The following is a 25,249-nucleotide window of genomic DNA, read 5'->3' as shown; positions in this document are numbered from 1 at the left end:
GGGTACGAACAAGGCAAAGGGGCTGCGATTTTTCGCAATCTTTTTGCCTTTTTTTACTATATAAAGCATTCTTTCATCCCGGAATGATCAGAGGAGAAATGAAGATGAGTAATAATCCGACCGAAAACTGGAAGCTTGACCACGATGCCTGCGGAATCGGCACCGTAGTCAATATTGACGGACATGTGGAGTACCGTGTCCTGGATGACGCTCTTCACATTGTGGAGAAGCTGGAGCACCGCGCCGGAAAAGATGCCACGGGAAAGGTGGGGGACGGTGTCGGGATTCTTCTGCAGATCTCGCACCGCTTTTTCAAAAAAGCGGCAGCAGACTGCGGGATTACCCTTGGGGAAGCCAGAGATTACGGCGTCGGTATGTTTTTTCTTCCGCAGGAGCAGAGAAAACGCATTTTTTCCATGCGCATGTTCGAGGTGATTGCCAAGAAAAACGATCTGAATTTCCTCGGCTGGAGAAAGGTGCCTGTGCATCCGGAAATCCTCGGGGAAGTGGCGGTAGCCTGTATGCCGGAGATTTATCAGTGCTTTATCGAGCGCCCGAAAAATGTTCCGAAGGGAATTGCCTTTGACCGTCGGCTGTATGTGGCCAGAAGAGAGTTTGAGCAGAGTTCCGAGGACACTTACATTGCGTCGCTTTCCTCCCGGACCATCGTGTACAAGGGAATGTTCCTTGTCTCGCAGCTTCGCAAATTTTACGAGGATCTGCAGAGTACGGATTATGAGACGGCGATTGCAGTCGTGCATTCCCGTTTCTCCACCAACACCACGCCAAGCTGGCTTCGCGCGCATCCCTACCGGATGATCGCCCACAACGGGGAAATTAACACGATCCGGGGCAATGTGGACCGTATGCTTGCCCGTGAGGAAACCATGTCCTCCGAGCTGATGGATAACGATATGGATAAAATTCTGCCGGTTATCAACAGCAACGGATCAGACTCTGCCATGCTGGACAATACGCTGGAATTTCTTTATATGAACGGCATGCCGCTGCCGCTGGCGGTCATGGCGATGATTCCGGAGCCGTGGAGACACGAGCGCAATATGCCGGAGGCGAAGAGGGATTTCTACCATTATTATGCGACCATGATGGAGCCCTGGGACGGTCCTGCTGCCATCTTGTTTACAGACGGAGATCTGGTCGGCGCGACGCTGGACCGGAACGGACTCCGGCCGAGCCGCTATTATATCACGGATGATAACCGCCTGATTCTTGCTTCGGAGGTCGGGGTTCTGGACATTGCTCCGGAACATATCATAAAAAAGTCCCGTCTGCAGCCGGGCCGCATTTTGCTGGTCGATACGGTGCAGAAGAGAATTATTTCCGATGAGGAGTGCAAGGAATATTATTCCGGTCGGCGTCCTTACGGGGAGTGGCTCGATCAGCACCTGCTCTATCTGAAGGATCTGAAGATTCCCAATCAGAAGATCCCGGAGCATACACAGCAGATGCGGGATAAGCTGTACAAAGTGTTCGGATACACCAACGAGGACGTGCGGGATGAAATCCTGCCCATGGCAAAGGACGGAGTGGAGCCCACCGGCTCGATGGGGCATGATATTCCGCTGGCGGTCCTGTCCGAAAAGCATCAGTCGCTGTTTCATTATTTCAAGCAGCTGTTTGCGCAGGTGACAAATCCGCCGATCGACTCCCTGCGGGAAGAAATCGTCACAGATACGACCGTGTACCTGGGCTCCGACGGTAATCTTCTTCAGGAAAAATCGGACAACTGTACCGTCCTGGAGATTGCGAACCCGATTCTGACCGGCGTGGATCTGCTGAAAATAAAGGCTCTGGATCAGCCGGGCTTCAAGAGCCAGGTGATCTCGCTTTTGTATTACAAAAATACATCGCTGGAAAAAGCACTGGAAAAGCTGAATCTCTCATGCGACAGGGCATACGGGAAAGGAGCTAATATCCTGATTCTTTCCGACCGCGGGGTGGACGAGAATCATGTGGCGATTCCGTCGCTGCTGGCCGTTTCTGCCGTGGAACAGCACCTGGTGCGCACGAAGAAGAGAACGCAGGTATCTCTGGTCCTGGAGAGCGGGGAGCCCAGAGATGTCCATCAGTTTGCCACAATCCTGGGTTTTGGCGCGCGTGCCATCAACCCGTATCTGGCACACGAGTGCATCTCGGAGATGATTGACCGGGGCATTCTGGACAAGGATTACCACACCGCGATCGCGGATTACAACAAGGCAATTCTGAACGGCATTGTGAAGATTGCCGCGAAGATGGGAATCTCTACCCTGCAGTCTTATCAGTCAGCCAAGATTTTTGAGGCCATCGGACTTTCCAAAGAGGTGGTTGACCGCTATTTTACCGGAGTAGTGAGCCGGGTAGAGGGAATCGGGCTGCAGGAAATCGAGGAAGGCGTCACCTACCGGCATGACCATGCCTTCGATCCGCTGGGGCTGGGCGTGGATACAACACTGGATTCCATCGGCTTCCATAAGCTCCGCAGCGGGGATGACAAGGAGAACCATCTCTATAATCCGGCCACGATCATCGCCTTGCAGCAGGCGACGCAGAACGGGGATTACAGCCGCTTTAAGGAGTACACCGCCATGGTGGATGACAATCTGCCGCACACGCTGCGCGGGCTCCTGGAATTTGCGCCGCAGCAGCCGGCGGTTCCCATTGAAGAGGTAGAGCCGGCGGAGGAAATTGTAAAACGCTTTAAGACCGGGGCTATGTCTTACGGCTCGCTGTCGCAGGAGGCGCATGAATGCATGGCCATTGCCATGAACCGGCTGGGCGGGGAATCCAATACCGGAGAGGGCGGGGAAAGCCCTGACCGGTTCGGGACAGAAAGAAACAGCGCCATCAAGCAGGTGGCTTCCGGCCGTTTTGGCGTGACAAGCGCGTATCTGAACAGCGCGAAGGAGATACAGATCAAAATGGCGCAGGGGGCCAAGCCCGGAGAAGGCGGGCACCTTCCGGGGAAAAAGGTTTACCCGTGGGTGGCGAAAACAAGATTTTCCACGCCCGGTGTCTCCCTGATCTCACCGCCGCCGCACCATGATATTTACTCCATCGAGGATCTGGCCCAGCTGATTTATGACCTGAAGAACGCGAACCGGAACGCGAGAATCAATGTCAAACTGGTCTCGGAGAACGGTGTCGGAACGATTGCCTCCGGTGTCGCCAAGGCCGGCGCGCAGGTGATCCTGATTTCCGGATATGACGGAGGCACCGGGGCCGCCCCGCTTTCCTCGATCCACGGGGCGGGACTTCCCTGGGAGCTGGGACTGACGGAGGCGCACCAGAGCCTGATGGAAAACGGGCTTCGCAACCGGGTGATCCTGGAGACAGACGGAAAACTGATGAGCGGCAGAGATGTGGTCATCGCCTGCCTTCTGGGAGCGGAAGAATTCGGCTTCGCAACGGCTCCGCTGGTATCCATGGGATGTATGATGATGCGTGTCTGCAACAAGGATACCTGCCCGGCCGGAATCGCGACGCAGAATGTGGAGCTGCGCAAAAGGTTCCGGGGCAAGCCCGAATATGTGATGAATTTCATGCTGTTTATCGCGCAGGAGATGCGGGAGATCATGGCAAAGCTGGGGTTTCGGACCATTGATGAGATGGTGGGACGCTGCGACTGTCTGAAGATGAAGGAGAAACAAATCACAGACCGTGCCGACAAGGTAGATCTTTCCGAGATTCTGAAGCCGGAGCTGGCAAAGCGTCCGGACCGGCATTTCGACCCGAAAGCCCAGTATGATTTCCATCTGGAGCAGACGGAGGATATGGCGGTTCTCCTTCCGAAATTTTCAGAGGCGATGGCAAAGGGAGTGCACCATGAGGAGACCATTCAGGTATCCAGCACAAACCGGACGCTGGGAACGATTTTCGGATCGGAGATTACCGCGCGTTTCGGGGACAGTCTGGAGGAAGATACCTTTGTGGTCAACTGCCAGGGCGGCGGCGGACAGTCGTTCGGCGCTTTTGCCCCGAAGGGACTGACGCTCCGTCTGTCGGGAGACGCCAATGACTACCTGGGAAAAGGACTGTCCGGCGGAAAGATTGTCGTTGTTCCTCCTGCGAACAGCAGGTTTAAGGCCTCGGAAAACATCATCATCGGAAATGTGGCCTTGTACGGGGCGACAGGCGGAAAAGCATACATCTGCGGAATTGCCGGAGAAAGGTTCTGTGTCCGCAATTCCGGAGCCACGGCAGTCGTGGAGGGCTGCGGGGATCACGGGCTGGAGTATATGACCGGAGGCCGCGCTGTTGTTCTCGGAAAAACCGGGAAGAATTTTGCGGCAGGCATGAGCGGCGGTTTTGCCTATGTACTGGATCTCGAACACACGCTTTACAAGAAGCTGAATGAAGAGATGGTTTCCATGCGGGAAGTGACGGAGAAATTTGATATCGCGGAGCTTCACGATATTCTGACCGACTATGTAAAGGAGACAGGTTCCGAGCTGGGCGTAAGAATCCTGAAGGACTTCGAGGACTATCTTCCGCACTTTAAGAAGATTGTTCCCAATGATTACCAGAGAGTACTTTCGGAGATCAGCAAATTCGAGGAACAGGGCGTCTCGCATGACAGCGCGGAGCTGGAAGCGTTTTATGAGCTCGCGAAATAAAGAGGCTTTACAGATCTCGGATCTGTCGGAAACAGGAAACAAGGCAGGAACGTGGCCGATGCGGTACCGGGTATGCGCGGCGGTTCACAGAATCAAACAGGAAAGGGGCGTCCGGAATGGGTAAGCCTACAGGATTTCTGGAATATCAGAGAGAAGATAATACAACAACCGGGGTCAGGGAGCGGATTCAGAATTTCAATGAGTTCCATGGACCGCTGGATACAGAGGAGAGAAGGAAGCAGGGCGCGCGGTGCATGAACTGCGGGGTGCCGCTGTGTCAGTCTGCTTTAAAACTGAAGGGGATGGTGACAGGATGTCCGCTGCACAACCTGATTCCGGAGTGGAACGATGAAATATATCAGAACCATCCGGTTTATGCGCTGTCACGGCTGCTGAAGACGAGCAGCTTTCCGGAATTTACCGCGCGGGTCTGCCCCGCGCTCTGCGAAAAGGCCTGTATCTGCGGGATGAACGACAGCCCTGTCACCATCCATGACAATGAGCTGTATATCATCGAGACAGGGTTTGCCGCAGGGAAGATGAAGCCGCAGATTCCAGCTGTACGCAGTGGGAAAAAGGTCGCGGTCATCGGGAGCGGTCCGGCCGGCCTGGCGGTTGCCGACCGTCTGAACAAAAGAGGCCACCTGGTAACGGTTTTTGAGAGGGATGACCGGATCGGCGGGCTGCTTATGTACGGCATACCGAATATGAAGCTGGATAAAAGCATTGTTTTCCGCCGTCAGAAGCTGATGGAGGCCGAGGGCGTCAGGTTTGTGACAGGGGTCGATATCGGCGCGGAGACCCCGAAAGAAATTTCCGCGGCATCCGGGAAAAGAATGGACGGAAAAGAGCAGGAAGCGGCCGGGGCGGAGTACTCGGTGCAGAATCTTCTGAAGGAATATGACGCCATTGCGCTCTGCTGCGGCGCCAAAAATCCCAGAGCCCTGAATGTGCCGGACTTTAACAGCGCAAGGGGAGTCCATTTTGCCGTGGATTTCCTGAAGTCCACCACCCATGCGCTTCTGGAGAATGACGGGAAGCTTCCGGAAAAAAATTACGGGGACAGATGCTATATCAGCGCCAGAAACAAGCATGTCGTCATTGTCGGAGGCGGCGACACCGGCAACGACTGTGTCGGGACATGCATCAGACAAGGCTGCAAATCTGTTACGCAGCTGGAGATGATGCCGGAGCCCCCGGCAGTCCGAGCGGACTCCAATCCCTGGCCGGAGTGGCCGAAAATCCTGAAAACGGACTATGGGCAGGAGGAGGCCATCGAGCTGTTCGGGCATGACCCGCGGATCTACGAGACAACAGTAAAGGAGCTGGTCCGGAAGAACGGGAAGCTTACTGCCATCCGGACGGTCCGGGTAAAGTTTCATCAGGGCAGGCTGGAGGAAGTGCCCGGAACGGAAAAGACAATGCCCTGCGAGCTTCTGCTGATTGCGGCGGGATTTCTCGGCTGCCAGCCCTATGTGGCCGATGCGTTCGGTGTGGAGCTCTCCCCGCGCAGCACCGTCAGGACAGAGGAAGGCCACTATCGGACCAATGCGGAAAAGGTCTTTACAGCGGGCGATATGCATAGAGGCCAGTCACTCGTCGTGTGGGCGATTGCCGAGGGACGGCAGTGCGCAAAGGAGATCGACGAATATCTTATGGGATATACAAACATGGAATGATGCAGAGTCAAAAGACCTTTCGGCTCTATTGACTTAAGCATCACAGAATGACCGCAGCGTCAGAAGTACGATTGCCGGAACAGACCGCATCGGCTTCTGGCGCATTTGTTTTCCTGTGCTTTACTTTCTTCCGGGGTATGTTATGATGGAACGGATGCCGGTGCCGGAAGAATTGCGCAGAGAGGGGTTCGGATATGGAAATCGAACGCAAATGGATGGTAAAGGGATGGCCGGAAAAGAAGCTTCCCCTGCTGTTTGAACACGCTATGAGACAGGGCTATCTCTGCGTGGACCCGACAGTACGGATCCGGGAGGAAGCCCGGAAGGACGGGGAGACAGAATATATCCTCTGCTTCAAATCCGGAAGAGGGCTTGTGCGCAAGGAGATTGAGATGCCGCTCTCCAGAGAGCAGTTTTTGCAGCTGGAGGATCTGACCGGGTATCCGCTGATCCCGAAGATCCGCAGGACCTATCAGCTGCAGGACGGACTCCGTCTGGAAGTCAATCACGTAGATCAGGGGCTTCCTACAGAATTCTGGTACGCAGAGGTAGAGTACGGCACGGTGGAGCAGGCGCAGGGCTGGAGCCCGGAGGCGGACGGCCTTGGAGAATATCTCAGCAGAGAGGTTACGGGGCAGCCGGGCCAGAGCATGGGCGCGTACTGGGTACAGACCAGGCTTTCCGGCGGCTGCGCGGAAAAGAGCAGATAGAGGCAGGTGCAGATATGGCAGGAAATATTCGTACGGTTCTCGGGGTAGCAGCCTGTAAGGCGGCCCGCTGGGGACTGCGTGTGATGAAACGGGGCGGCACGACTCTGCCGGGGCGCGCGGCCATGGCGTTTGACAAAAATATTCTGGAAACCGTTTCCAGGGGCATGGAAGTGATTGTGGTTACCGGTACAAACGGGAAGACTACTACCTGCCGGATGCTGGAGCATGCCATGACGGCATCCGGGAGGGACACCCTGGCCAATAAATCCGGGGCAAATCTGCTTCCGGGTGTGACCGCGGAATTCGCCGCAAACGCCACGGCGGGTGGAAGGCCGGTAAAAAAATACGCGGTTATCGAGTGCGACGAGGGGGCGCTGAAGCAGGTGGTACCCCTGGTTCATCCGAAGGTAATTGTGGTGACCAATCTGTTCCGGGATCAGCTTGACCGCTACGGGGAGGTGATGCATACGCTGGAGCAGATCCGGACGGGTATCCGTCTGGTTCCGGAGAGTATCCTGTGCCTGAACGCAGACTGCTCCCTGACATCAAGTCTCGCGCAGGATGTGCCGAACCAGGTCATTTACTACGGCATTGATGTTCCGGTGGGAGAACAGAAGAATGTGGAGATATCGGACGCCCGCTATTGTGTGAACTGTGGAACCGAATATCAGTATACATTCCATACCTATGCGCATCTGGGCGGCTTTGTCTGTCCGAAATGCGGATATCACCGCGCAGATCCTTCCGTGGCCGTCACTTCTATTGACAGCATGACAGCAAGGGACAGCCGGGTTCATATGAAAATCAACGGTATTTCTTCCGCGGTTACTGTCGGCATTCCGGCTGTTTACAATATCTATAATGCGGTGGCCGCAGTCTGTGCCTACACGGCGGCCGGGTTTCCGCCGGAAGAAATGATTCGTTCTCTGGCGGATGTGCACAGCAGCTTCGGCCGGATGGAAAATTTCCGCCTGGGCCAGACAAATGTGCAGATGATTCTTGTGAAGAATCCTGCGGGATGCAATCAGGCGCTGGCTTATCTGAAAAGCCTTGGGGAGCCGTACAACGCGGTGTTCTGCCTGAACGACAGAACGGCGGACGGGCACGATATTTCCTGGATCTGGGACGCGGATTTTGAGCAGGTCTGCAAGGACCCGCAGCTGCATCATATTTATGTATGGGGAGATCGGGCGGAGGACATGCAGCTGCGGCTGAAGTACGCGGACGCGCCGGAGGACAGGATTACCTGCGTCCGGACATCGGAGGAGCTGCTGCAGAAAATGCAGGAGAGTCAGCTCCCGGTATTTGTACTTCCGAACTATACATCCATGCTGGAGCTGCGCCGGGTACTGGGCGGGGCGACAGGAAAACAGGAATTCTGGAAGGGGTGAAGGGTGTGAGTGAATTAAAAATTTGCCACCTCTATCCGGAGGTGCTGAATTTATACGGGGACAGGGGAAATATACTCTGCATGACAAAAAGACTGCAGTGGCGGGGAATCCGTGCGGAGGTTGCGCGGGTCGGCATCGGTGACAGAGCTTCTCTCGCGGATTTTGACCTGTTCTTTATCGGAGGAGGGCAGGACTTTGAGCAGGAGGTCCTGCTGGAAGATCTGAAAGCGGGAAAGGGAGAAGAAATCCGAGCGGCGGTGAGGGACGGGAAAACCTTCCTGACCATCTGCGGCGGCTATCAGATGATGGGACATTATTACCAGACGCATGACGGGGTGAAATGTGAGTTCCTTGGAGCCGCGGACTTTTATACGGTCGGCGGCGATAAGAGAATGATCGGGAACTACGCGTTTGCGCTGGGAGAGGATTCCGGGGGCAGCACCGTAGTAGGCTTTGAAAACCACAGCGGCAGGACGTATCTGGGTGACGGTGTGAAGCCCCTGGGGAAGGTGATCCGGGGATTCGGAAATAACGGGGAGGACGGCACAGAGGGAATACACGACAGAAACCTGTTCGGCTCTTACAGCCACGGCCCGATTCTTCCCAAAAACCCGGAATTCTGCGATTTTCTTCTGGAGACAGCACTCTGCCGTAAGTACGGAGCTTTTCAGCTGGAGCCGCTGCAGGACGGCTTTGAAAAAGCGGCCCACGACAGTGTCCTGGAGAAAGTGGAGAACGGAACGGCCGGCAGGGATGACTGAGGCCGGAGAGAGCCTGATCAGGCTGCCCGGGCATTGCGGCTGCCCTGACGTCCCGGAGGAGGGACGGACAGGCTGGCCGGAAGACAGTTGAGGGAGATCCCGCAGACAGTCCGGCAGTGCGGGTTTGACAGTGGAGGACGCAAAATTGAAATCTACCGGAAATAAGAAAAGGCCGCTTCGTGCCCGGCTACACAGGTGGAGAAGAAATATTCATGGCATTCCGCATGAAAAGCTGATTTTTTCTTCCGCAGGCATACTTCTGACCGGCGCAGTGGCAATTTCGGTCTGCACGGCGGGAGGCGTATTTTCAGAGAAAACCGGCGCTGCCGGAAATAACAGTACAGAGGTTCGGGCGGAAGCGTCAGCGGAACAGACAGCCGAAACGGTTTCGTTGTCGGAGCCGGCGCACACGGAAGCGGCGGAGGAGACTGCCGCGGCTGAGAATACAGAGAATACTGCCGCAGATGAGACTGCGGAAAATACGGCCGAAGCGGAGAATACGGCAGACACGGCGGACAGCGTCAGTTTCTTCAGCGGACTGAAGACAAAGGTGGAGGCGAACAGCTTTTTTAAGAGTCTGACCGGAGAAGAAAATTCAGACGAGGAGAATCCGGTTGTTTCTGCCGAGTCGGAGAACACGGGAGAGACAGGGACTTCCGCCTCTTCACAGGCGCAGGAAGACGACAGTGGCCAGGCAGCCTCCTCAGAGGCCCAGGAAGCCAGCAGCCAGACAGCCTCCTCAGAGGCGCAGGAAGACAGCGGCCAGGCAGCTTCTGCACAGACGCAGGGAGAAAACAGCAAGGCAGCTTCCTCAGAGGCGCAGGAAGACGACAGCAGCAAGGCGGTCTCCTCGCAGACGCAGGATAACGGCAGTCTGTCTGAATCTTCACAGGAAACCGCGAAAACGGATAAAAGTGTGCAGAGTTCCTCTGACCCGGCAGAAGCGGAAGAGACGGATGCAGGGAAAACAGAGGACGGGAAGCTGGATTTCCGCACCCGTTCGTATCTCCGGGTGGAACTGGAGGTAGAGAATGTAAAGCAGAATCCGGAGCTTCCCACCGGCTGCGAGTCGGTTGCGGCTACGATTGCGCTGAAGAGCATCGGGTACACCGATCTGGAGAAATGCACCATTGCGGATGAGTATCTGGCAAAAGGAACGAATTATGCGGTCAGCTACGTGGGGAATCCGCATACGAGTTCCGGGGCCGGCTGTTTTCCTCCGGCCATCGTCAGCGCCGTCAATAAATATCTGCGGGAGCAGGGGAGTTCCCTCCGGGCGTCCGACCTGACGGGAACGGATCTGAATGATCTGCTTGCCCTTGTGGACAGCGGTTATCCGGTGATCATCTGGAACACGCAGGGAAACGTATCCGCCCGGACAGGAGGCGCATCCGTCACCTATAACGGCACGGTTTACCAGTGGTATTACCCGGAACACTGTATGGTACTGTACGGCTATGACAGAGAGAAGGACGCCGTGCTGATTTCCGATCCGATCGACGGAAAGGTGGAGCGAAGTTACCAGCAGTTCAAAAAAAATTACGACGCCACAGGACAATATGCTGTGGTTATTCAATGAAAAGATACAAGATATGCCGGTTCCATCTGGAACCGGTTTTTTTTGTGCATTTTTCCTCCGGAAATCCGGTTGAAAAAAAGAACATTGTAGTCTAAAATGTGGTCATAAGTGGAGAAAAGTGGTGGATGGTGGTAAAAAATGGGGAGACCGCCGCCGCCGTGAGGGGCAGACTTATGTTCATGGGAGAGTTCAATCATAATATAGATGCCAAGGGCAGATTGATCATTCCATCCAGGTTCAGGGAGGAGTTAGGGGAGAACTCTGTACTGACAAGGGGAATGGACGGCTGTCTTTCCATCTATCCCCAGGAAGCATGGAAGGCTTTTGAAGAGAAACTGGCCTCTCTTCCACTTACAAGCAAAGATGCAAGAACCTTCACCCGATTTTTTGTCAGCGGGGCAACTCCATGTGAGCTGGACCGGCAGGGGAGAATTCTCGTACCGTCAACACTGCGGGAATATGCCGGGCTGGAGAAGGATGTGATTCTGGCCGGGAACCTGGACCGCATCGAGATCTGGAGCAAGAGCCGCTGGGAGAAGAGCAACAATTATGAGGATATGGATGCCATTGCGAAAGGACTGCAGGAGATCGGAGTCACCATCTGACAGGCATCTGGTTTCTAAGGCAGGAGCACATGGAATTCAGTCATCAGCCGGTATTATTACAGGAGACAATTAAAAATCTGAAGATAAAACCGGAGGGGATCTACGTGGACGGCACAATAGGGGGTGCCGGTCATGCAGCGGAGGTTTGTAAAAGGTTATCCGGCAGCGGCAGACTGATCGGCATCGATCAGGATGCAGATGCGATAGAGGCAGCGCGGAATCGTCTTATTCAGTATAAGGATCGTGTAACGATTCTGCGCGGAAACTATTGCAATCTGACGGAAATGCTGAAACAGGAGGGGGTTCAGTCGGTGGACGGAATCCTGCTGGATCTCGGCGTTTCCTCACATCAGCTGGATGACGCGGAGCGTGGCTTTACGTACAGGGAGGACGTGCCCCTGGACATGCGGATGGACAGAAGGCAGGCACTTTCCGCCAGGGAGGTCGTAAATGACTACGACGAAGGGGAACTGTACAGAATTATCCGGGATTACGGCGAAGAGCGCTTTGCCCAGAGTATTGCCAGGCATATCTGCCGGGCAAGACAGGAGCAGCCGATCGTCACAACCGGACAGCTGACGGAAATCATCCGGGCATCGATACCGGCAAAAGCCAGGGCAGGAGGCGGACATCCCGCAAAACGGACGTTCCAGGCAATCCGGATCGAAGTAAACCGTGAGCTGGAGGTACTGCAGGATTCGCTGGAGGGCATGATTGACTTTCTGAATGACGGCGGAAGGATTTGTGTTATCACATTTCATTCACTGGAAGACCGGATCGTCAAAAACATATTCCGAAAGGCGGAAAATCCCTGCACCTGTCCTCCGGACTTTCCGGTTTGCGTCTGCGGGAAAAAGCCAAAGGGAATCGTTGTTACCAGAAAGCCGATTGTTCCGTCGGAAGAAGAAATGGAAACCAATACGCGGTCAAAGAGTTCGAAGCTTCGTGTGTTTGAACGTAGGTTGGGGAACTGAAAATCAAACATCTGGCAGAGGTTCTGTGGGGAAGGACTTCTGCACACAGCCAGGGAGAGTGATAGAAGTATGGCGGGAAGCAGAAGAACGCGGAGCCGTGTCAGTACAGTTGCCGCAGGAAGGGTAAATTCAGGGAGATCGGAAGAAAGAAGAAGCACACGCAGGGGGAGTATGCGGGTGCGGTACGAAGAAGACGGAAACGCGGTACGGAAGATTGAAGAGCCGTGGCCGGAGGAGAGACCGGAAAAACGGAAGCGTGCACCGCGGGAGGTCAGCGAGAGGACAAAACGAAACCGCATCCGGGCAGAAAGCATGAGCGCGGGGTATGTGCTTTTTCTGTCACTGGTATGCGCCGCGACGGTTTTCCTCTGCATTCATTATCTTCAGCTTCGGGAAACACTGACCAATCAGGAGGAGAAGATAGCGTCCATGCGCACCAGCCTGTCCAATCTGCAGGCGGACAACGACGCGTCCTACAGACAGGTAATTGCCGGAATTGACGTCAACGACATCAAGGCGACAGCCATCAATAAGCTGGGGATGCACTACGCGACGGAATCCCAGATAAAATACTATGACGCCGCGGATGAAAGCTATGTGCGGCAGTATGTAAGCGTGCCGGGCACCGACAGCTGACACCGGTTTTGCAGAAAAGTGTCTTCAGAGAAAGGGGGTGGAGTGTTTCCGCCCCCTGTGCTATAATCGGAAAAGCTGAAAACAAGCCGGAGAGGTCAGAAAGATTGAGTAATGGTTCAGATAGAAAACGCGAGCGGCGGCAGAACCGTCTGCCTCGCAGAATAAGCAGTAAGACGAGTAAAAAGCTGGTAGGGCTGTTTCTGGCAGTCATACTGGCTTTAGTCGGTTTAGCGGTAAGAATTACCAGCATTAATGCCACAGAGGGCCAGCAGTACAAACGGATTGTCATGACGCAGGCGCAGCAGCAGTATGATACGCGCACGATTCCTGCCCAGAGAGGGGATATCACGGACAGGAACGGCACGGTTCTGGCCACCAGCGAGAAGGTTTACAATGTCATACTCGACTGCAAGGTGGTGAATTCTGATGTAGAGGATTCCGAGGGGAATACGTCTCAGGCCTATCTGGAGCCCACGGTTAAGGCGCTTGTCAGCGTGCTGGGGATGAATGAGGCGGACATCCGGGAAAAGCTGACTGCGGATGACACGAAGAACAGCCAGTATGTCATTCTCGAAAAGAATGTTTCCATTACGAAGAAAAAGGCATTTGAGGATTACTGTGACACAGGGAGCGATGAGAACAAGGATCTGACAGAGGAAGAGGTGCAGGAGAGAGAAAACATCAAGGGTGTGTGGTTCGAGGAGAACTATGTCCGTACCTATCCGATGGATTCCCAGGCCTGCGACCTGATCGGGTTTACCTATGACGGAACCACGGCAGACTGGGGAATCGAGGGGTATTATTCAGATATCCTGAACGGGACCAGCGGCCGGGAGTACGGGTACTACAACATGGACGCGGATGTGGAGCAGACTATTATTCCCTCCACACAGGGAAGAAATGTGGTCTCCACCATCGACATTAACATCCAGCAGATTATCCGGAGCGCCATAGAGAATTTTAATAACGAAATGGCCACGGATAAGAACAAGACAAACGGGGCGCAGAATATCGGCGTGATTGTTATGGATCCCGACACCGGGGAAATTCTTGGAATGGATTCTAATTATTGGTACGACCTGAACAATCCCAGGGATCTGTCGGATTACTATACGTCCAGCCAGCTAAAGGGCATGACAAACGATGAGATGATGGACGCGCTGAATAAAATGTGGGGCAATTTCTGCATCTCAGACGCCTTCGAGCCGGGTTCCGTCTTCAAGCCGCTGACCATGGCGGCAGGGCTGGAGACGGCCGCCTTTGATACCGATGCAAAATTCACCTGTGACGGCGGCGAGCAGGTATATGACAAGTACATCCAGTGCGAAGGGGTTCATGGAACCCAGACGCTGAATGAGGTCATGAAAAACTCCTGCAACGATGCCCTGATGCAGATGGGGGAGAAGATCGGCGTAACGGATTTCAGCAAATACGAGGACATTTTCAACCTGGGAAGCCGGACAGGTATCGATCTTCCGGGGGAAGAGGCCGGTCTGATTTACACCGATGAGACCATGGGACCGGTAGAACTGGCCTGCGCGGCATTCGGCCAGGGCTTCACACTGACCATGATCCAGGAGGCGGCCGCCATATCCTCTGTAATCAACGGGGGATATTACTATAAGCCGCATGTCGTCAAGGAGATTACCGATTCCAGCGGAGCCGTCTACCAGTCCGTCAATCCCATCCTGGAGCGGCGCACGGTCTCGGAGGATGTCAGCGCGGACGTCCGGGAAGCAATGGCGGCGGTTATGGAACAGGGAGGAACCGGATATGTGGCGAAAATTCCGGGCTACTCCATGGGTGGAAAGACAGGAACGGCGGAAAAGCTTCCCCGAGGGGAAGGCAATTATCTGCTGGATTTTGTGGGATTCGCGCCGCTGGACGATCCGCAGGTCCTGGTCTATGTGGTTGTGGACGAGCCAAATACAGAGGCGCAGGAAACCTCCGTGTACGCGGAGAGTATCGCGAGAAACATTTTTATCCAGCTTCTTCCTTATATGAATATCTTCCCGGACGAGGAAGGCTACACACAGGATAACGTGACGACAGTCACCTGTACCAACAATGACCTGCTCAATCACAACTATCAGAGCTACGACAACGGAATCGAGGTTAATGACTACGGTCAGACCTATGGAACGGACAGCAGCACAGAGAGCAGCATGGCGCAGGCCGGGACCTATGACGAAAACGGAAACTATATTTCCAACGGGCAGACCCACTCGGTGGAACAGGAGATAACCGACCAGACGGTGGGAGAAACCGGCATCAGCGACACCAATCTTGCGGATACGCCGCAGGATACCGGCACGGATCAGACGCAGACGGACAATTCCTATTACAGCGACGGGATTACCAATGAGGACGCCCAGTACTATCAGGATACCGGTTATCAGGACACTGTCTACAATGGAGGATAAGAGACATGAATATTCAGGATTTACTGCCGGTTTTACTCAGCTTTGGCATTACGGCTGTGGCAACCCCCCTGCTGATTCCGGTCCTGAAGCGGCTGAAGGCGGGACAGACAGAGAGGAAGGAAGGGGTTAAGGCCCATCTGGCAAAGGCGGGGACGCCGACCATGGGAGGCATCGCCATTATTCTGGGAATTCTGATTCCGGGGCTGATTTATCTTCCCGGTCATCCCTCCATCCTTCCGGTACTGATTCTTTCCGTCGGCTTCGGCCTGATCGGTTTTCTGGATGATTTTCTGAAGGTTGTCCTGCGGCGCTCCGACGGGCTTTTTCCGAAGCAGAAGCTTGCCCTCCAGTTTCTGGTAACGGCGGTTTTTCTTGCGGTCCTGACAAAAGTGACGGGTATCTCCCTGGAACTCAGGATTCCGTTCTCGCGGAATTTTATCCACATGGGATGGTTTTCGATAGTCTTTGCCTTTATCGTCATTCTTGCCACGGTTAACGGGGTGAACTTCACAGACGGGCTGGACGGCCTTGCCTCCAGCGTGTCGGCGGTTGTGGCTCTGTTTTTTACCATGGCATCCGGCATTCTGGGCGGTCAGGTGGAGCCGGTTACGCTTGCGGTGTTCGGCAGCCTTCTGGGATTTCTTCTCTGGAATTCTTATCCGGCAAAAATCTTTATGGGAGACACGGGTTCCCTGGCGCTGGGAGGATTCGTCGCGGCTGCGGCGTATGTCCTTCAGATTCCTCTTTACATTCCCATTGTCGGCTTTATCTATGCGTTTGAGCTGGTGTCCGTTGTCCTTCAGGTTTCGTACTTCAAGGCGACGCACGGGAAGAGGATTTTCAAAATGACGCCGATACACCATCATTTCGAGCTCTGCGGATGGTCCGAGACAAGAATCGTCGCAACGTTTACCATCACAACAGCCCTGCTCTGCCTGTTCGGACTCTGCGGACTTTCCTGACGGCAGAAAAAGGATAGGCGCAGAGATACTTTTGTATGCCGTGCCGCCTGCATACGGCCGGCGGGGAGGAAAAAATGGACTTCAGAAAGAAAAAGGTACTGGTATTCGGATCCGGAAAAAGCGGGATTGGAGCAGCGTCCCTGCTGCTTCAGACAGGAGCGGATCCGGTTATTTATGACGGCAATGAAAAGGCAGACGCCGGCGCCATTCATCAAAAGCTGCGGGAAGCCCTGCAGACTGCGGCGCAGTCCGGCTCCCCTGCGGCATCCGGGGCGGAAAAAGGGCTGCTTCGCGCAGATTCGGTGCCGGTCATCCTGGGAAAGCTTCCGGAGGATGAAATCGGGAGCCTGGATCTGGTTGTCATGAGTCCGGGAGTTCCCTGTGATATTCCGGAGGTAGAGGCCTTTCGGGCGCACGGCATTCCTGTATGGGGAGAAGTGGAGCTGGCGTATCGCTGCGGAAAGGGAAAAATCCTGGCGGTCACCGGGACGAACGGAAAAACAACCACGACGACACTGCTGGGGGAAATCATGAAGAGCTTCTATCCGGAGGTCTATGTTGTGGGAAATATCGGGGCTCCCTATACGGACGCTGCCCTGCGGCAGTCGGACAGCGCATGGACCGTTGCGGAGATCAGCAGCTTCCAGCTGGAGACCATCGAACAGTTTCATCCGGCGGCAAGCGCCATTACGAATATTACAGAAGATCACCTGAACCGTCATCACACCATGGAGGAATATATCCGTGTGAAGGAGCGGATTGCGGAGAACCAGACAGAAGAGGATCTGTGTGTCCTGAATTATGAGGATCCGGTCCTGCGGGAGTTTGGAGAAAAAACCAGGGTGCCGGTTTTGTATTTTTCCAGCAGAAGAGTTCTTGAAAAGGGAATCTATCTGGAGGGAGACACCATCCGGATTTCTGACGGAAAAACGGTGCGGGATATCGCGAAAACCGGAGACCTGCAGCTTCTCGGGCTGCACAATTATGAAAATATCATGGTGGCTGCCGCCATGGCCCTGCATGCAGGCGTCCCGATGGAAAAGGTGGCGGAAACGATCTGCGCGTTCCGCGGGGTCGCGCATCGGATTGAATATGTGACAGAAATCAACGGTGTGCGGTATTACAATGATTCCAAGGGAACCAATCCGGACGCCGCGATTAAGGGAATTGAGGCAATGAACCGTCCCACCCTTCTGATCGGGGGCGGGTTTGACAAGGAATCCTCGTATGAGGACTGGATTGGCCATTTTAACGGGAAAGTTAAATTTTTTGCCCTGATCGGCCAGACACGGGAGAAAATCGCGAAGGCAGCGGTTTCCTGCGGGTTTCCAAAGGACCGGATTGCGTTTTACGAGAATCTGGAGCAGGCGGTTTATGCCTGCGCGGAACATGCGGCACCGGGCGATGCGGTACTGCTTTCTCCCGCCTGCGCAAGCTGGGGGCAGTTTGATAATTATGAGCAGCGCGGCGACATGTTTAAGGAATATGTACACACCCTGGAGAGAAACTCCTGAAGTGGTTTTTGCGGATATAGATCTGTTCCGCCGCGAAAATCCGGGTAAGAGTAAGTAACGGAGGAATCCCATGCGGAAAAAAACAAAACGAAGATTAAAAATCGCGGGGATGATTCTGGGGGTTCTGGCAGCGGTGTTTCTTTGCTTTGCAGGATTTTTTTATGTTTCCGATATTCATGTGACGGTTGTCGGTTCCACCAGGTACACCGATCAGGAGATCCGCGAGATGGTTTTCCAGAATTTTGCGGATCGGAACTCGCTTTATCTTGCTTTTGTAAAAAAAAGCCTGGATCCCGGTCAGGCGTTTATCAAGTCCATCACGGTGGAATATGAGAGCCATAACAGCCTGCGGCTGCATGTGAACGAGGACGCCCCGGTAGGCTTTATCAGGCAGGATACGTTTGACTATTATTTTGATTCGGAAGGAGTCGTCCTGGAGGCGCTTCCGTCCGGAACGCAGAGCGGGGGAACCGGAACAGAGAGTACGGAATCGGTCGGAACAGCGGCCTCCTCTGCCTCCGGCGCAGATACGTCGGGAGCCCTTCAGGCCGTGACAGAGCGGGGGGCGGACACACAGTTCCGTCCTGCCCTTGCGGATGTGGTCGAGGTAACCGGACTCACCGAGGACGCGCTGAAGGTGGGACAGACGATTTCCGTAACGGATTCCGGAATTTTCAGCACGCTTCAGGCGGTCACAAGGCTGTTTAATAAATTTGATATCAAGCCGGACAGTATCTCCGTGGATTCGGATAACAGCATTACACTTCACTACGGCACGGTAGACGTCTGCCTGGGAAAAGATACTCTCCTGGAGGAAAAGATGGCCCGCGTGGACGCCATCCTCCCGCAGCTGGACGGCCTGTCCGGAACCCTGCATCTGGAGAATTATTCCGAGGATACCGTCAATATCATTTTTGACCAGGCAGGGGCGGACAGCAGTTCTTCCACGGGGGAGAGCGGGACGGACAGCAGCTCCGGCAGTACCTCCGATACAGGAACCGGTACTGCTTCGGGAGCAGACGCAGGAAGCGAAGGCGCATCGGATACCGGTACGCAGGACACGTATTCGTCCGGCACAGATACCTCCGGCACGTATTCGCAGGGAGCCGACACCTCCGGCACCGGGACAGACCGGTATGGAACCGATACCGGCGGAGACGGGACAGATACTTACGGGACAGACACCTATGGGGCAGACACTTATGGAACGGACACCAACGGAACCGATACCTACGGGGATGGTACCTACGGAACGGATACCTACGGATATGATTCCGGGACGTATGGGTACTGAGGTGCCGGAAATGGGTGACACGGGTTGGACATGGGTCGGAAAATGCGGTTTTAATATGAAAACCAGGGTTGATAAATTCGGGGAAGAATTATATTATTAGGTGTGTGCAGTCTTCTCCGGGACTTTACAGGAGTCTTGCGGTTTTTTGCGGACTGTGAGTCAGCATCCGGGGCGCCGGGGCACAGGAAATTACAGGCATGCAATTCCTGCCGTGCTTCAGGCCGTCGTATTTTCGGAACAGACAAGAAGGCGCAGCCGGGCTGCGGCATGTGAGTCATCAGAATGGGAAATCAGGCGCAGAGCGCATAAAGGAGGAAGTGTTTTGTTAGAAATCATGTCAAACGAAGCGGAATCTTCGGCAAGAATCGTTGTGATCGGTGTCGGCGGCGCCGGCAACAACGCGGTCAACCGCATGGTAGATGAAGGTATCGGCGGTGTGGAATTTGTCGGAATTAATACGGATAAACAGGCACTTGCTCTCTGCAAGGCGCCTACGGTTCTCCAGATCGGTGAAAAGGTAACCAAGGGTCTCGGCGCGGGAGCCAAGCCGGAGGTCGGCGAAAAAGCCGCGGAAGAGAGCGTGGAGGAAATTAAGAAGCTGTTTGAAGGCGCGGATATGGTGTTCGTGACCTGCGGAATGGGAGGCGGAACCGGTACAGGCGCTGCTCCTGTTGTAGCCGGTCTTGCCAAGGAGATGGGCTGCCTGACCGTAGGCGTTGTCACCAAACCATTCCGGTTTGAGGCGCGCACCCGTATGACAAACGCGCTGAACGGCATTGAAAAGCTGAAAAAGAACGTTGATACGCTGATTGTCATTCCGAACGACAAGCTTCTGGAAATAGTAGACCGCAGGACGACCATGCCGGAGGCGCTTGCCAAGGCAGATGAGGTCCTTCAGGAGGCAGTACAGGGAATTACAGACCTGATTAACCAGCCTGCCCTGATTAACCTTGACTTTGCGGATGTCCAGACAGTCATGAAGGACAAGGGCGTGGCGCACATCGGTATCGGAGAGGCCAAGGGCGACGACAAGGCCATGGAAGCGGTTCAGAAGGCCGTTCAGAGTCCGCTGCTGGAGACCACAATCGATGGCGCAAGCCATGTTATCATCAATATTTCCGGAGACATCAGCCTGATGGACGCGAACGATGCCGCAAGCTATGTACAGCAGCTGGCCGGGGAGGACGCAAATATTATCTTCGGCGCGATGTACGACGATTCCCAGCCGGATACCGCGAAGATCACAGTGATCGCCACCGGACTGGACGACGCGACGACCAAAGAGGCAAGCGTGGCAGGGAAGAAGAAAGAGGAGGAAGAGACCAAAAAGAATTCTTTTGCGTCCGCGGGCTACAAGATGCCTTCCTTCAATCTTCCCAAGAACCCGGTAACACCGAAGGTGCCGACTACGCCGAAGAAGGATATCCAGATTCCGGATTTCCTGCAGAAGAAATATTAATGTATCAGGAGTTGTCAGGCTGCAGCCGGAGTATGCAGCCTGACCGGTTATAGAAAAGATAGAAAAGGCTGCCCTTTACCTGTGTAAAGCGGCAGCCTTTGTCGTGGTGCGCCCGGCGGCGCGCCCCACGTGTCTGACTTGGTTTCCTCCGCTCCGATTTCCGTGACGGGCGTGCGGCGGTTACTGCAGAAGAGGAAGAACCTGGTCGGTCGGCATATCCTCTCCCGTCCAGATCCGGAAGGCTTCTGCACCCTGGTACAGAAGCATGCGCAGACCGTTAAAGGTGCGGAAACCGGAATCCTCCGCGAGCTTCAGGAAAGCAGTCTGCCTCGGATGATAGATCAGGTCTGCCACCAGGGCGCCTTTTTTTAAGCTGGAAAAATCATCCAGGATGGTCTGCCCCTCGGAGGGATGCATTCCGACAGGGGTGGCCTGTACCAGTAGGTCGCAGGAGGAAAGGTTTTGCTCCAGCTCTTTTTTGTCACGGATGTCCGTCAGTTCCGTCCGGCATCCGGTGTTCCGGGAAATGGACTCCAGCAGGGACACGGTCCGGTCATGAAAACGGCTGCCCGGCCTTGCCGCGATGGTAAGACGGCTGATCCCGTCCAGAGCAGCCTGTACGGCAATGGCGGTGGCGGCGCCGCCGGCACCAAGAATGGTGACAGCCTTTCCGTCCGGAGTAAAACCGTTTTCGGATGCCGCCCGCATAAAGCCGATGCCGTCTGTGTTATATCCGGTCAGGATTCCATCCTCATTCAGAACCGTGTTCACGGCACCGATCATTTCTGCCGCCCTGGAACAGCTGTCGGTCAGATCGAGCATTCTGCTTTTATCCGGCATGGTGCAGTTGAATCCGCGGATCCCGCAGATTTTCAGCCCCTCAACGGCCGTTCTCAGGTCTTTCTCCCCCACGTCGAAGCAGAGATATACATAATCCAGGCCGAGATACTGGAAAGCGCGGTTGTGCATGGCCGGCGACAGGCTGTGGGAAACAGGGCTTCCCAGAAGGCCGGTCAGACGGGTTTTACCGGTAATTCTGACTTCCATGTTGCTGACTCCTTTCTGATACGGCAGATTCTGTTCCGGATTTGTTCCGGATTCTGCACCGAAGTATAGCATGGTTCTCGCCAGCGTTGCAAAAAAAAAGAAATACACTTATAATAGAATCCCTGACAGCATCGTGTGACGCGGGAAACTTGTATGAAAAGCGGCGCTGGCATAAGAATTTAAGAGGAAAAAGTAAAATGTGGTTATTTGGCAGAAAGCGTAATAAAAAAGCAGCGGTTCCTGCAGAGGAAGTAAGCCGGGAAGGTTCCGATACAGAATACACGCCAGAGACAGAGAAAGGCACGGCAGGAGAAACAGCCGGGACAGCACTGGAACAGGCATCCGCGGAAGCGGTGTCTTCGCCTGCTCAGGATTCCGGGGGAAAGACGGAATCCGGAGCTGCAGAATCTTCCGAAGAACAGGCCTGCCCGGACGTGCAGAAGGCAGCGGATGTTCCCGGAGAAGAGAGCCCGGCAGAGGTGTCGGCCGGAACAGCGGAAAAGATCTGGGAGGAAGAGAAGGCTTCGCAGGAAGAGTCGTTTTCTCTGCAGAAGACGGAGAGAGAAGCGCCTTTCCCGCAGGCGGCAGAAACTGCACATACGGAAGAGCTTCCGGAGGAGAACGCAGATGAGGAAACTGTTCCGCACGGAAAAAAGGAAGTTCCCCCGGAAGAAACCGTAAGAAAGGTGATTCCGGAAGAGCAGCTGCCCCGGAAAGAGGAGGCTGCCGCTGCCCCGGAAACCGATGGGGAAACATTGACGGAAACAGCAGCCCCGAAAACAAAAACAGTCTCGCTCTATGAGTGGGGAAGAAAGAATAAAAAAGGTAAAAAGGGGAAAAAGAAGAAAAAGGCAGTGCCCAAAAAAACAGTACGTCTGGGACAGGGAGAACGGTCGGTAGTTCTCGGGGAGGGCATGCCTAAAATCTGTGTTCCGATCACCGGCCGTACCTTGGAAGAAATTGTCGATCAGGCAGCCAATGTCGCCTCTGTATTTCCGGATTTTGTCGAGTGGAGGGTGGATTGTTTTGAGGAGATTCACCCGCTGGAGGCGTGTCCGGAAAGCGGGGAACTCCCGGTCAATACGGTAAGTTCTGTTTTCCCTGCGGTTGACCGGGCACTGAAAAAGATGGCGGATGTGCTGGACGGCCTTCCGATCCTGTTTACCATCCGCACGGCCACAGAGGGCGGGCGGATAGCCCTCTACCCCGAGGATTACATCGGCCTGCTGCTTCATGCGGCGGAGAGGCCGGAGGTGTCAGCCATTGATGTAGAGGAGCTCCGCACCGATTCCGACATGGAGATTCTGACCAGGGAAATACAGGCAAGACAGAAGCCGGTCATCGGCTCGGCGCATTTCTTCGGGAGGATGCCGAAGAAACCGGAACAGATGGAGCTTATGAACCGGATCAGCAGAACCGGGGCAGATGTCCTGAAACTGGCGGCCATGCCGTCAGACAGCAGGGATGTCCTGAAAATGATGGAAATGGCAGAGGAAGAAAACCGTCTGACGGATAAGCCGGTGATCGCGATTGCTATGGGAAAAATCGGCATGGTTTCACGGGTCAGCGGGGCTCTGACAGGCTCCTGTGTGACATTCGGGACCGTTGACGCCGAATCCGCGCCGGGACAGATTCCCGTATCGACACTGCGGACGATTCTGGAGGCTCTGCAGGGATAAGTGCCTGACAACGGCACGCGGAGGCAGCGAGGAAAGTGAGAGATTTTTTACTGGAATCAGAAGAACAGCTGGACCAGGAGGCGTTTGCCTATCTGAAGGAGGAAGGATTATCTGCCGGGCTTCTTCCCTGCAGCTACGCGCATTATAATGACAGGATCAAGCTCGGCTTTTTTCCGGACGGCCTGGAGGAATTTTCAAAAGCTTCGGCCGATATGAGTGTGGAAGAAGTATGCGCTGTCGCCAGGGCGGTTCTGGACCGGATTCAGAATCTGGAAAAAAACGGGGTGATTTCGCCGGAGAATGTTGTCTGGGATGTGGACAGCATCTATCTGGATCCGCAGCGGAGGGTGTTTCTGATCGCTCTTCCCGCCGTTCTGCCTCCGGATCAGCAGAACAGCCGGATCTACCAGAGACGCGTCTATGCGCTGATGGAAGATATTTTCTCCAGGACAGAAGGCGGGGAGGCCGTTAACCGGCAGATCAGCTATCAGAAGGAAAAAAATTTCGGCAGCTGGGACTCCCTGAAGGAAGCCATTGAGCGGAGAATGCCGGAGGAGGACGAGATGCTCTGCCTGAAGAGCGTCAATACCCCGAAGGAGCTGCTTTTCCGCGTGGATCATGAAGCGTTTCTGATCGGTTCAGACCCGGTGGAAGCAAACGGGCTGATTGAGGGCTCGGAGAGTGTCAGTCCGGTTCACGCAAAAATCGGATGGAATGAGATAAATTTTTATGTGTGCGATCTTGGGAGCGACCTGGGAACCTATGTCAATGATCAGAAGATCACGCCAAACACAGAGGTGCCGATCGGAAGCGGTACGGTGCTCCGGTTCGGAGACTGCACCTTCACGGTAGAGTGAGTAAAGAAAAGGACATGTATCAGTAATGGATGAAAAATGGAATCTGGTCGTTATTGATACCGATCATGAATATCTGAAACAGTATGAAGAGGAGCTTTTCCGGCGGTATTCTCCTTTTATGAGAGTACAGTTCATAACGGATTCTGCTTATGTAGAAAAGTTCTTTACTGACAGAAAGCAGATAGACCTTCTTGTTGTGGATCAGAGATCCTACGGGGAATATCTGCAGATGCATGAAATCGGCAATATTTTTCTGATGACGCCGGAGGTCGAGGTAGGGAGAATCTATCCGGAAAATGTCAAGGTACTAATGAAATATGTTCCGGAGGAAGAGGTATTCCGTACTATTGACCAGAAACTCTGCAGTATGGGGCTTCTGAATGACCGTCCCGGAAGTGAAAAAAAATCCGCTCGCATGATTGCCGTCTATTCTCCCATCGGGGGATGCGGCAAGAGCCTGGCCGCGCTGGCCATTGCCCGCAAGCTGAAAAAGCTGGATCAGAAGGTTCTTCTGGTCAGCTGCGACGCCATGCAGAGCACAGCGGCGTTTTATCCCTTCACGGATACCGCGGATGAGGATCTGGCCCGGAAGCTGCAGCAGCCCACGGAAGACACCTACTGGACCATTCTGAACAATACCAAGACGGATGGAATTTCCTATCTGAAGCCGTTTCAGAAATATCTTCCGGCCCTGCATGTAGGCATGAGAGAGTGGCTGAATCTGCTGGATATTCTGAAAAACAAAGAGGATTTTGACTACATTGTTATGGATATCGGAACCGTGCTCGGCCCGGACGGGGCGGAACTGCTGGGAATGGCCAGCCTTCTGGTGATGGTGACGGAAAACAACGAGATCTCCAACAGAAAGATGCAGAAGCTTCTGCAGAATCCGGATCTCCTGCCACGGTGCGAGTGTGTCCTCCTTTCCAATGAATACCATTCGGACGGTCTTCGCTTTTCTCCGGAAAGTATTTTCGGTTCCCTGGTTCCCTATTCTACCTGGCAGGAGGCACTGGATGATCCGGTGTTTTACCGAATCGCGTTAAAAATTACCGAGTAGGGA

The 25,249-nt window shown here is 54.4% G+C and carries 18 protein-coding genes; 17 read left to right on the top strand and 1 reads right to left on the bottom strand.

The features are described from left to right. Positions 1-104: 104 nt before the first annotated feature. From gltB to ftsZ, 14 genes are all read left to right on the top strand, one after another. Complete coding sequence (gene gltB / locus FYJ60_RS06975) at positions 105-4,616, top strand: glutamate synthase large subunit (protein WP_154457953.1); 4,512 nt, start codon at positions 105-107, stop codon at positions 4,614-4,616. Positions 4,617-4,732: 116 nt separating this feature from the next. Beyond that, on the top strand, positions 4,733-6,295 hold the full coding sequence (locus tag FYJ60_RS06970) for a glutamate synthase subunit beta (RefSeq protein ID WP_154457952.1): 1,563 nt from the start codon (positions 4,733-4,735) through the stop codon (positions 6,293-6,295). A 194-nt stretch (positions 6,296-6,489) separates the two neighbouring features. Further along, positions 6,490-7,005: a CYTH domain-containing protein gene (locus FYJ60_RS06965; protein ID WP_154457951.1), complete on the top strand. Its 516-nt coding sequence runs from the start codon at positions 6,490-6,492 to the stop codon at positions 7,003-7,005. A gap of 14 nt (positions 7,006-7,019) precedes the next feature. Then, positions 7,020-8,396, top strand: a complete 1,377-nt coding sequence (locus FYJ60_RS06960; RefSeq protein ID WP_154457950.1) for a MurT ligase domain-containing protein — start codon at positions 7,020-7,022, stop codon at positions 8,394-8,396. A 5-nt stretch (positions 8,397-8,401) separates the two neighbouring features. Further along, entirely contained in the window at positions 8,402-9,157 is a 756-nt protein-coding gene (locus FYJ60_RS06955; protein ID WP_205839028.1) for a type 1 glutamine amidotransferase, read from the top strand. Between the two features lie 145 nt (positions 9,158-9,302). Next, positions 9,303-10,736: a C39 family peptidase gene (locus FYJ60_RS06950; protein ID WP_205839005.1), complete on the top strand. Its 1,434-nt coding sequence runs from the start codon at positions 9,303-9,305 to the stop codon at positions 10,734-10,736. A 173-nt stretch (positions 10,737-10,909) separates the two neighbouring features. Continuing rightward, on the top strand, positions 10,910-11,341 hold the full coding sequence (mraZ, locus tag FYJ60_RS06945) for a division/cell wall cluster transcriptional repressor MraZ (protein WP_154458091.1): 432 nt from the start codon (positions 10,910-10,912) through the stop codon (positions 11,339-11,341). Positions 11,342-11,370: 29 nt separating this feature from the next. Continuing rightward, a complete protein-coding gene (gene rsmH, locus FYJ60_RS06940) occupies positions 11,371-12,315 on the top strand; it encodes a 16S rRNA (cytosine(1402)-N(4))-methyltransferase RsmH (protein WP_154457947.1) in 945 nt (314 codons plus the stop codon). A 177-nt stretch (positions 12,316-12,492) separates the two neighbouring features. Then, positions 12,493-12,951: a hypothetical protein gene (locus tag FYJ60_RS06935; RefSeq protein ID WP_154457946.1), complete on the top strand. Its 459-nt coding sequence runs from the start codon at positions 12,493-12,495 to the stop codon at positions 12,949-12,951. Positions 12,952-13,055: 104 nt separating this feature from the next. After that, positions 13,056-15,374: a peptidoglycan D,D-transpeptidase FtsI family protein gene (locus tag FYJ60_RS06930; protein WP_235903357.1), complete on the top strand. Its 2,319-nt coding sequence runs from the start codon at positions 13,056-13,058 to the stop codon at positions 15,372-15,374. Between the two features lie 5 nt (positions 15,375-15,379). Then, positions 15,380-16,336 (top strand): phospho-N-acetylmuramoyl-pentapeptide-transferase, encoded by a 957-nt coding sequence (gene mraY, locus FYJ60_RS06925; RefSeq protein ID WP_154457945.1) that lies wholly within the window; start codon positions 15,380-15,382, stop codon positions 16,334-16,336. 74 nt (positions 16,337-16,410) lie between these two features. After that, positions 16,411-17,850: a UDP-N-acetylmuramoyl-L-alanine--D-glutamate ligase gene (murD, locus tag FYJ60_RS06920; RefSeq protein ID WP_154457944.1), complete on the top strand. Its 1,440-nt coding sequence runs from the start codon at positions 16,411-16,413 to the stop codon at positions 17,848-17,850. Between the two features lie 70 nt (positions 17,851-17,920). Then, on the top strand, positions 17,921-19,144 hold the full coding sequence (locus FYJ60_RS06915) for a cell division protein FtsQ/DivIB (RefSeq protein ID WP_154457943.1): 1,224 nt from the start codon (positions 17,921-17,923) through the stop codon (positions 19,142-19,144). A gap of 334 nt (positions 19,145-19,478) precedes the next feature. Beyond that, positions 19,479-20,603: a cell division protein FtsZ gene (gene ftsZ, locus FYJ60_RS06910; protein WP_154458089.1), complete on the top strand. Its 1,125-nt coding sequence runs from the start codon at positions 19,479-19,481 to the stop codon at positions 20,601-20,603. A gap of 180 nt (positions 20,604-20,783) precedes the next feature. Here the strand turns inward: ftsZ and aroE are convergent, their stop codons facing one another. Continuing rightward, positions 20,784-21,650, bottom strand: a complete 867-nt coding sequence (gene aroE, locus FYJ60_RS06905; RefSeq protein ID WP_154457942.1) for a shikimate dehydrogenase — start codon at positions 21,648-21,650, stop codon at positions 20,784-20,786. A gap of 197 nt (positions 21,651-21,847) precedes the next feature. Between aroE and aroD the strand changes: the two genes are divergently transcribed. Genes aroD through FYJ60_RS06890 form a run of 3 tightly spaced genes read left to right on the top strand, consistent with a single transcriptional unit; the run spans position 21,848 to position 25,246 of the window. Next, positions 21,848-23,329 (top strand): type I 3-dehydroquinate dehydratase, encoded by a 1,482-nt coding sequence (gene aroD, locus FYJ60_RS06900; protein ID WP_154457941.1) that lies wholly within the window; start codon positions 21,848-21,850, stop codon positions 23,327-23,329. A gap of 35 nt (positions 23,330-23,364) precedes the next feature. Then, positions 23,365-24,186, top strand: a complete 822-nt coding sequence (locus FYJ60_RS12775; RefSeq protein WP_154457940.1) for an FHA domain-containing protein — start codon at positions 23,365-23,367, stop codon at positions 24,184-24,186. A gap of 25 nt (positions 24,187-24,211) precedes the next feature. Continuing rightward, on the top strand, positions 24,212-25,246 hold the full coding sequence (locus tag FYJ60_RS06890) for an AAA family ATPase (protein WP_154457939.1): 1,035 nt from the start codon (positions 24,212-24,214) through the stop codon (positions 25,244-25,246). Positions 25,247-25,249 lie beyond the last annotated feature (3 nt).

The sequence above is a fragment of the Bilifractor porci genome, from assembly GCF_009696005.1.
GTDB classification, from domain to species: Bacteria; Bacillota; Clostridia; order Lachnospirales; family Lachnospiraceae; genus Bilifractor; species Bilifractor porci.
This window is presented reverse-complemented; position numbering and strand designations above follow the sequence as displayed.